General features: G+C 59.9%; 8 protein-coding genes. 5 read left to right on the top strand and 3 right to left on the bottom strand.

From position 1 onward, the window contains the following. Both B4E36_RS20170 and B4E36_RS20165 read left to right on the top strand, forming a co-directional pair. On the top strand, positions 1–535 hold a 535-nt coding region (locus B4E36_RS20170), incomplete at its 5' end, for a YebC/PmpR family DNA-binding transcriptional regulator (RefSeq protein WP_345900747.1). Positions 536–730: 195 nt separating this feature from the next. Beyond that, positions 731–1,777 (top strand): DUF1963 domain-containing protein, encoded by a 1,047-nt coding sequence (locus B4E36_RS20165; protein WP_292055109.1) that lies wholly within the window; start codon positions 731–733, stop codon positions 1,775–1,777. Positions 1,778–1,943: 166 nt separating this feature from the next. Here the strand turns inward: B4E36_RS20165 and B4E36_RS20160 are convergent, their stop codons facing one another. Then, positions 1,944–2,756 carry a transporter gene (locus tag B4E36_RS20160; protein ID WP_292055110.1) on the bottom strand — a complete coding sequence of 271 codons (813 nt, stop codon included), beginning with the start codon at positions 2,754–2,756 and terminating at the stop codon, positions 1,944–1,946. Positions 2,757–3,098: 342 nt separating this feature from the next. Between B4E36_RS20160 and B4E36_RS20155 the strand changes: the two genes are divergently transcribed. Beyond that, entirely contained in the window at positions 3,099–3,893 is a 795-nt protein-coding gene (locus B4E36_RS20155) for a transporter (protein ID WP_292055111.1), read from the top strand. 7 nt (positions 3,894–3,900) lie between these two features. Here the strand turns inward: B4E36_RS20155 and B4E36_RS20150 are convergent, their stop codons facing one another. Continuing rightward, entirely contained in the window at positions 3,901–4,902 is a 1,002-nt protein-coding gene (locus B4E36_RS20150) for an LLM class flavin-dependent oxidoreductase (RefSeq protein WP_292055112.1), read from the bottom strand. Between the two features lie 109 nt (positions 4,903–5,011). Continuing rightward, positions 5,012–5,938 carry a LysR family transcriptional regulator gene (locus B4E36_RS20145; RefSeq protein WP_292055262.1) on the bottom strand — a complete coding sequence of 309 codons (927 nt, stop codon included), beginning with the start codon at positions 5,936–5,938 and terminating at the stop codon, positions 5,012–5,014. 91 nt (positions 5,939–6,029) lie between these two features. On the opposite strand from B4E36_RS20145, the gene B4E36_RS20140 reads away from it, so the two are divergent. Then, positions 6,030–6,917 carry an oxidoreductase gene (locus tag B4E36_RS20140; protein WP_292055113.1) on the top strand — a complete coding sequence of 296 codons (888 nt, stop codon included), beginning with the start codon at positions 6,030–6,032 and terminating at the stop codon, positions 6,915–6,917. A gap of 116 nt (positions 6,918–7,033) precedes the next feature. Then, positions 7,034–7,549 carry a crossover junction endodeoxyribonuclease RuvC gene (gene ruvC, locus B4E36_RS20135; protein WP_292055114.1) on the top strand — a complete coding sequence of 172 codons (516 nt, stop codon included), beginning with the start codon at positions 7,034–7,036 and terminating at the stop codon, positions 7,547–7,549. The last annotated feature ends 90 nt before the right edge of the window (positions 7,550–7,639 follow it).

The following is a 7,639-nucleotide window of genomic DNA, read 5'->3' as shown; positions in this document are numbered from 1 at the left end:
GAAGGCCGCCGGCGGCGATGCCGAGAACTACGATGAGGTGCGCTACGAGGGCTATGGTCCCGGCGGTGTCGCCGTGATCGTCGAGGCGCTCTCCGACAACCGCAACCGCACCGCCTCCAACGTTCGCTCGATCTTCACCAAGGCCGGCGGCGCGCTCGGCGAAACCGGTTCGGTCGCCTTCTCCTTCGACCATGTCGGCGAGATCGTCTACAAGCCCGAAGCCGGCGAGGCCGATGCGATCATGGAAGCCGCGATCGAGGCCGGCGCCGAAGATGTCGTTTCCGACGAGGACGGCCACACCATCTACTGCGGCTTCGAGGATATCAACGAGGTCTCCTCCGCCCTTGAAAAGGCGCTCGGCGAGGCCGAAAGCGTCAAGGCGATCTGGAAGCCGCAGAACACCATCCCCGTCGACGAGGAACGCGCCACCTCGCTGATGAAGCTCATCGATAACCTTGAAGACGACGACGACGTCCAGAACGTCTACTCGAACTTCGAGGTCGACGACGAGGTGATGGCCAAGCTTTCAGCGTGAGGGTCTGACCGCCGGGGACGAACACATACGATGCCAGGATGGTCCTCGGCGACACATTTGGCGCGTAGTCTCACGATAGATTTCTGATTTCAGGCTTTGAAGGAAGATTCTCGGGAGAGTATTTTGTGGCTCAGTCGCAGACGTTTCCTTGGTGCCGGATTATCGCTGTTGGCACTCCCAAGAGTGGGGCGGGCCATGTCTGATGTCGTAGACCCGTATTTTCCCACGCTCGAAGCACTCGATGACTCGCTCAGGCGCTTTTCGATTTCTCCCGCTGACAAGCGAATGCTGCTGGGGTTAGCGCGCCCCACGGCAATCCTGTCCTCGGCGGCAATGCCCGATGCAGATATCCCTCTAGGCCAGGGCAAGATCGGCGGAGCGCCAGATATACCCCCAGGCATGATCTGGCCCGAACGGGAAGGTTATGCCGCCGCTGACAATTGGGCCGAGCGTGCAGCCGAAGCCAGGAAGAACAAGAAATTTACTAAAGAGATAGTCGAAGAATACGAGACGAAAGCCGTCCTTGCGGCAAGGCCGGCGCCTTTGATTTTTCTGATGCAGATCGACCTTGCTGCTTGTGCTGCCGCTGGCCCGATGGATCCCGACATTCCAAAAACGGGCAGGTTGCTTCTCTTCTACGATTTCGTCTTTGATCCCGGTTTCGGCGAACAGGAGCAAGAAAAAGCATTCCGGTTGATCTATCTGTCCGATGAAGCGCAGAAACTGGAACGTCGAGTCATTCCGGATTTTGGGCTTTCAGTCTGGGGAGATTTGTTGCCCCCGGAGCAGAGGGAAGGCGAAGCCCGACAGCAAGCGCAGCAATTACCGCCTGCATTGATCCACCCGAAATTCACTTACACCTTGCCTCATTTTCACTCCTACCCGATGATGGTGAACTACCCTTATCCGGAGGATATGCCGCATCTAGCTTGGGATGACCGGTTGCAATGGCCGATAAACGACGGCTGTCAACTGTTCGGCTGGCCCGAATTGGTTCAATATTCACCCGCGATCGACCTCGGCATGGAGGATGTAAATGCTCCGCATTACTATGATTTGCGTTTCATTCCGCAAATCAGGCAGTTGGCAAAACCGATCGCCAACTGGATACCACTCGTCTCAATCATGTATTACGATAACGACAGCGTTGATTTCAATGGCGGTTATTATGTGATGATCCGACGCACCGATTTACGCAACGGAGATTTTTCCAAAGCAGTGATTGTGTTTCAGACGGATTAGGGCGTTGGTCCGCCCATCTGCACCCGCAGTTGCCGGAACCCGCCTGCACCACAGTCATAGTCCAACGACGAGGTCATGGCGAAGCTTTCGGCGTGAGCCAAGACTGCCTTATTTCGCCTGGAAAAAAACCGCCGCATCATCGGCCTTTTGTCTGCCCGGACGGGTGCTAGCCTTTGGGAAACACAAAAGTCAAGCCGAAACGGGCGCCCCAGCGGTCCGGCCCGCCCTCCGGTGTTTCCGCCCAGTAGCGAACACCCGTCGTCAGATTGACCGGCTGCTTGCCGAACTTCACGAGCTTGCTCAGCGTCAGATCGATCGGAACCGACCAGATATCGTTCTTCCAGTCATACGTCGTCTCGGTGGTCAGCCCGAGGCTCCACGTCTTCGCAAACCGATAGGTCATGAAGGGCTGAAGGAATGTCGCGCTGATATCGGCCCTGTCACCATTGCCGGCAAAGGACCAGACGTGGCTGCCGAGGAACCCGACCGTGATCGGCCCCGTCTGCTTGGCGATCATCGCAGTCGGTCCGGCGCCCCATTTCTCTCCCCCGAGGTAATCATCTGTCGCTGTCGGCAACAGAAAGATCGGCCCCGCGCCCCAGATCAGGCCGGGAATGCCGCTGTTCGTCGGCGACAGAAACAGGCTGGTCGTGGTATCTCCAAGCCCGAACTGTTCTCCGGACGGACCGAAGACGTCATTTTGATAGACGACCGGTATGATTGTTCGGGTGATCAGGTTCCAGTTGTCGTTCAGCTCGAACGGTATGATCGGCTTGAACCTGACGTCGGATCGATCGCCGCCTGCCGACCCGTAACCTGTATCGTAGTTCATTTCCACCGGCACAACGACCATCGAAGCGAGCGGATTTGCAAGCTTCTCCGGAATGTCGGCATCCGTGCCCGCGGCGCTCTGGCTTGCTGCGGCCACAGCGAACAAAATGCCCATCACCGCGACCGGCACGAAGGTTCCTCTACGCATATGCTTTCCTCCCGATATACGAAAATATAACGGGTAAAGATAGAACATCTTTCTCAATAATAATAATTAAAACAAATAATATACATTGCTTGTGAATAATTTTCGAATTAAATTCATAGTATATATATCAATATACGAAATTTTACCAAAAGCCGGGAAATAAACGCCGCAGACGCCACTCTCGCCGTTTGGCGCTCGAACAGCACGACAAAATGAGCGTTGTAATTCTGCACAACGACACGAAAAAGCGGAACTCCTGCATCCAATACATTTGATATCGACTTGCAACTTTAAGAGTTTATGTGTGAATAAAACTTCTCTTTGGTTGCAGCGGAGCGGTGAATGCGTATCACGACATGCGGATTGATGCTGGCCTTTGTGATGGCCGGCAGTGCGGCGGCCGATGACTCGAACGCCGATCTGGCCAAGCAGCTTTCAAATCCAGTCGCGCCGCTGACGGTGTTGCCGTTCCAGTTCAACTATGACCGCGGCTATGGTCCCCAAAAGGGCGATCAGTTGCAGCTCAATGTTCAGCCGATCATCCCCTTCAACCTGAACGCGGACTGGAATCTGATCACCCGCACCATCGTCTCGATCGAGCAGCAAAGCGATATCGCCGGTCCTTCCGGCGACCAGTTCGGCCTGGGCGATACGCTGCTGTCGCTGTTCGTCTCGCCCGTCGACAGCGGCGTGGACGGGCTGATCTGGGGCGCGGGGCCGGTTTTCCTTCTGCCCACGGCGACCGATGATCTGCTCGGAACTGAAAAATGGGGCGCGGGGCCGACCGGGGTCTTCGCGCTTGAGCACGGGCCATGGACGACCGGGCTTCTCGCCAACCACGTCTGGTCCTATGCCGGCGCGGAGGACAGGAGCCGCATCTCGACCACGATGACCCAGCCCTTCATCTCCTACAACACCAGATCGGCCTGGACCTTCTCGCTCACCAGCGAGGCGGAATATGACTGGGTGGGCGAGGACTGGATCGTGCCGATCGACTTCACCGTCGGCAAGCTGGTGATGGCGGGCAGGCAACCGATCAGCCTGACGCTTGGCGCGCGCTACTGGGCGACCGCGCCGGACAACGGCCCGGAAGGCTGGGGCCTCCGGGCCGTGGTGAGCTTCGTGTTCCCGAAATAGCGCGGGATCAGGCTGCTTCCTTCAGTTCACTGCGCAGCGCGCCGAACATGCCGACGGCCTTCAGCCGCGCTTCCACCGAATGCACGGGCACGGAGATGATCACTTCGTCGGCCTTGGTGTCGGCCACGAAACCCGCCATCTTGGCCCTCGCCTTCTCCGGACCGCCGACCACCGCGAACTGGAAGGTGTGCTCGATCGACATTTTCTCCATCTCGGTCCAGATGCCGTCCATGCTTTCGACAGGCCGGGGCGTCTTGCCGCGGGCATTGCGGCGCAGCGCCACGAAGCTCTGCAGCGCCGAGGTGAACAGATAATCCGCCTCGTCATCGCTATCCGCCATCGCGCCCATCACCCCGACGATCACATAGGGCTTTTCGAGCTGCGCCGAGGGCTTGAAATTGGTGCGGTAGATGTGCAGCGCCTCGAACAGCATGTCGGGCGCGAAATGCGAGGCGAAGGCGTAAGGAAGGCCGAGCATGGCCGCCAGATGCGCGCTGTAGGTGGAGGAGCCGAGAATATAGATCGGCACCTTGGCCCCTGCCCCGGGATTGGCAAGCAGACGCTGGCCCTCGACCGGATCGTCCATCAACTGCTGCAACTCGACGATGTCGTTCGGGAAGGTCTGTGCTCCGGCGTCGAGATTGCGGCGCAGCGCCCGCGCCGTGTTCATGTCGGTGCCCGGCGCGCGGCCAAGGCCGAGATCGATGCGCCCCGGATAGAGCGCTTCCAGCGTGCCGAACTGTTCGGCGATCACCAGCGGCGAGTGATTGGGCAGCATGATGCCGCCGGAGCCGACGCGGATGGTGCTGGTCGCCCGCGCGGCCTCCGAGATCACCAGCGAGGTGGCTGCACTGGCAATGCCGGTCATGCCGTGGTGCTCGGCGAGCCAGAAACGGGTATAGCCCGCCGCCTCGGCCTTCTTCGCCATCTGCCGCGTGGCATCCAGCGCTTGCGAAATGGTGCCGCCTTCGACAACCGGACAAAGGTCGAGAATGGAGAATTTGGTCATGGAAAATCCTGTCCCGGAATGTGTGTCTTTGACACATAATTAGGAACTGGTGGTTGGATTTGCAAAGCCCGGCAGCCGCTATTGTGAAATGATCGATGCGCGGACGGGATCAGCCATCTGCGGCCTGCCGTCGCTGCGAGGCCACATGATCGATGAAGGCGCGCAGCGGCCGTGGCGTCAAGCGGCTGGAATAATAGAGGAAAGGCCCTTCGAAATCCGCGCACCAGTCTTCGAGAACCGGCACCAGTTCGCCGGTTTCGAAATGCGGCTCCAGCCAATTGCGGAAAGTTTGGATCAACCCGTGGCCGGCAATCGCCAGTTGGACAGCGGCGTGCCAACCCGCCGTGGCGATGATCAGACGCGCGGCCGGATCGAGTTTCAGGATTTCGCCATCCTTCTCGAACTCCCACTCCGTCAGCGCGCCGGAGGCGAACCGGAGGCGAATGCAATCATGGTCCAGCACATCACGCGGATGCAGCGGAGCGCCGCGGCGCGCGAGATAGTCCGGCGCGGCGGCGAGTGCTGGGCGCTGTCGCGCCGGGCCAATCGGCGTTGCGATCATGTCCTGCGCCAGATGTTCGCCGTAGCGGATGCCCGCGTCACAGCCGGTGGCGATCATGTCGGTGAAGCGGTCATCAACCAGAATTTCAAGCCGGACCTCGGGATGCGCCTTCGCGAACCCGTCGATGATTGGCGGCAGGATGTCCTCCATCACCGCGCCCGGCACCTGGATCTTCAGCCGCCCGCGCACCGCGCCCTCGCTGCTGGTCGCATCGGCGATTGCCGAGCGGGCCTCCGCGAGCACCGGTTCCAGACGGTCGGCCAGTTCGCGGCCCGCCTCGGTCAGGTGGACGTTGCGCGTGGTACGGATGAGAAGCGGGACGCCGAGCTCCCCTTCGAGCCGCGTCATGGTTTCGCTCACGGTGGAGGGTGAAACCCCGAGCTTTCTGGCGGCCGCCCGAAAGCCGCCCGCTCTCGTGATCACGAGGAAGGTCATCAGGTCATCGAAGGGCGGCAGCAAAGTATTGTTCGGCATGGCGATCACGGTATTCGAAATTGTCCGGATTATCAACCGGGCGCTTTCCTCCTATATCCCCGCCATCGCTCCCAAGAGAAGGATCAATCTCATGACGAACATGGATATCAGCCCCGCCGCTGCCGCCGGCCGCTTCACCTTTCCCGGAACCGATATTTCCGTCAACCGCATGGGCTTCGGCGCCATGCAGCTTGCCGGCCCCCATGTCTTCGGCGAGCCGAAGGATCCCGACGAATGCCGGGCGGTGCTGCGGGAGGCGCTCGCGCTTGGCATCGACCATATCGATACCAGCGATTTCTATGGCCCCTACGTCACCAACCGGCTGATCGCCGAAACGCTCGCCCCCTATCCCGACAATCTCACGCTGGTTACCAAGATCGGCGGCTGGCGCGATGACGCCGGCGGCTGGAACATGAACCACGAGCCGGATTTCCTGCGCAAATCCGTCGAGGACAATCTGGAGCGGCTGAAGCTGGACCGGATCGCGATCGTCAACCTGCGCATGGGCAGCGTCAACGGCTTCAGCGAGGACGGCGAGATCGCCGCGCCAATGGAGGCGATGCGGCGGATGCAGGCGGAAGGCCTGGTCGCGCATATCGGCATCTCGACCGTCACGGAAAGCCAGCTCAGGATTGCTCAGGACATCGCCCCGATCGTCTGCGTGCAGAACCACTATAATCTCATCCACCGCGACGACGACGCCATGATCGACAGCCTCGCCGAACAGGGCATCGCCTACGTGCCGTATTTCCCGCTCGGCGGCTTCCTGCCCTATCAGGCTGATATTCTTGACCAGGTCGCAAGGGAACTTGATACGTCCATCCAGAAGGTCTCGCTCGCCTGGCTGTTGCAGCGCAGCCCGAATATTCTTGTCATTCCCGGCACATCATCGCGCGCCCATCTGCGCGATAATATCGCCGCGGCCGAACTGACGCTCGGCGAAGAACATCTGAAGCGGCTCGACGCCATCGCTGCCTGATCGCATACCAACGTCCTGACACGATACATGCGGAGCGGCCGGCCCGGCGCTCCGCATGTTTTTGTTTTGTTCACTTTTATCTGGAAGCCTCGCGGCAAGAACGATAGGGTGAATTCATGGAAAAGACGATTCGCATCATTGGCATCGATCCGGGGCTGAGGCGCACCGGCTGGGGCGTTATCGAGACATTGGGAAATTCCCTCAAATTCATCGATTCCGGCACCGTCACCTCCGATGGCGATCTGGACCTGCCCTCGCGGCTGCGCCAGCTCCATGATGGGTTGTCAGAAGTGGTGCACGGCTTTCGCCCGGACGAGGCGGCGGTGGAGCAGACCTTTGTCAACAAGGACGCGGTGGCGACGCTGAAGCTTGGCCAGGCGCGCGGCATCGCCCTGCTGGTGCCCTCGCTCGCCGGGCTCCCGGTGGCCGAATACGCGCCCAACGCCGTGAAGAAGGCCGTGATCGGCGTCGGCCACGGCGATAAGCAGCAGATCCACATGATGCTGAAGGTTCTGATGCCGCGCGTGCAGTTCAAGGGCAGCGATGCGGCGGACGCCCTGGCGATCGCCATCTGCCACAGCCATAATCGCGGCGGCAACCGGATGATGAAAGCGGCGATGGCGGCGGGGTGATGCCGGCCGGTCTGTCGATAGATTCAGCAGGCACGGAATGAATGAATGATTATGAAAAGTGACGCTTGCTCCCATTACTCTCTCCCGCTG

The organism is Martelella sp. UBA3392 (genome assembly GCF_002358775.1).
In the GTDB taxonomy this organism is placed as follows: Bacteria; Pseudomonadota; Alphaproteobacteria; order Rhizobiales; family Rhizobiaceae; genus Martelella; species Martelella mediterranea.
The sequence above is the reverse complement of the archived record's forward strand: the minus strand, read 5'-3'. Positions and strand labels throughout refer to the sequence as shown.

Bases quoted from the DNA above. Each gene is read 5' to 3' on its own strand.
- B4E36_RS20165 (WP_292055109.1), top strand. From the start codon at position 731: ATGTCTGATGTCGTAGACCCGTATTTTCCCACGCTCGAAGCACTCGAT.
- B4E36_RS20160 (WP_292055110.1), bottom strand. From the start codon at position 2,756: ATGCGTAGAGGAACCTTCGTGCCGGTCGCGGTGATGGGCATTTTGTTC.
- B4E36_RS20155 (WP_292055111.1), top strand. From the start codon at position 3,099: ATGCGTATCACGACATGCGGATTGATGCTGGCCTTTGTGATGGCCGGC.
- B4E36_RS20150 (WP_292055112.1), bottom strand. From the start codon at position 4,902: ATGACCAAATTCTCCATTCTCGACCTTTGTCCGGTTGTCGAAGGCGGC.
- B4E36_RS20145 (WP_292055262.1), bottom strand. From the start codon at position 5,938: ATGCCGAACAATACTTTGCTGCCGCCCTTCGATGACCTGATGACCTTC.
- B4E36_RS20140 (WP_292055113.1), top strand. From the start codon at position 6,030: ATGACGAACATGGATATCAGCCCCGCCGCTGCCGCCGGCCGCTTCACC.
- ruvC (WP_292055114.1), top strand. From the start codon at position 7,034: ATGGAAAAGACGATTCGCATCATTGGCATCGATCCGGGGCTGAGGCGC.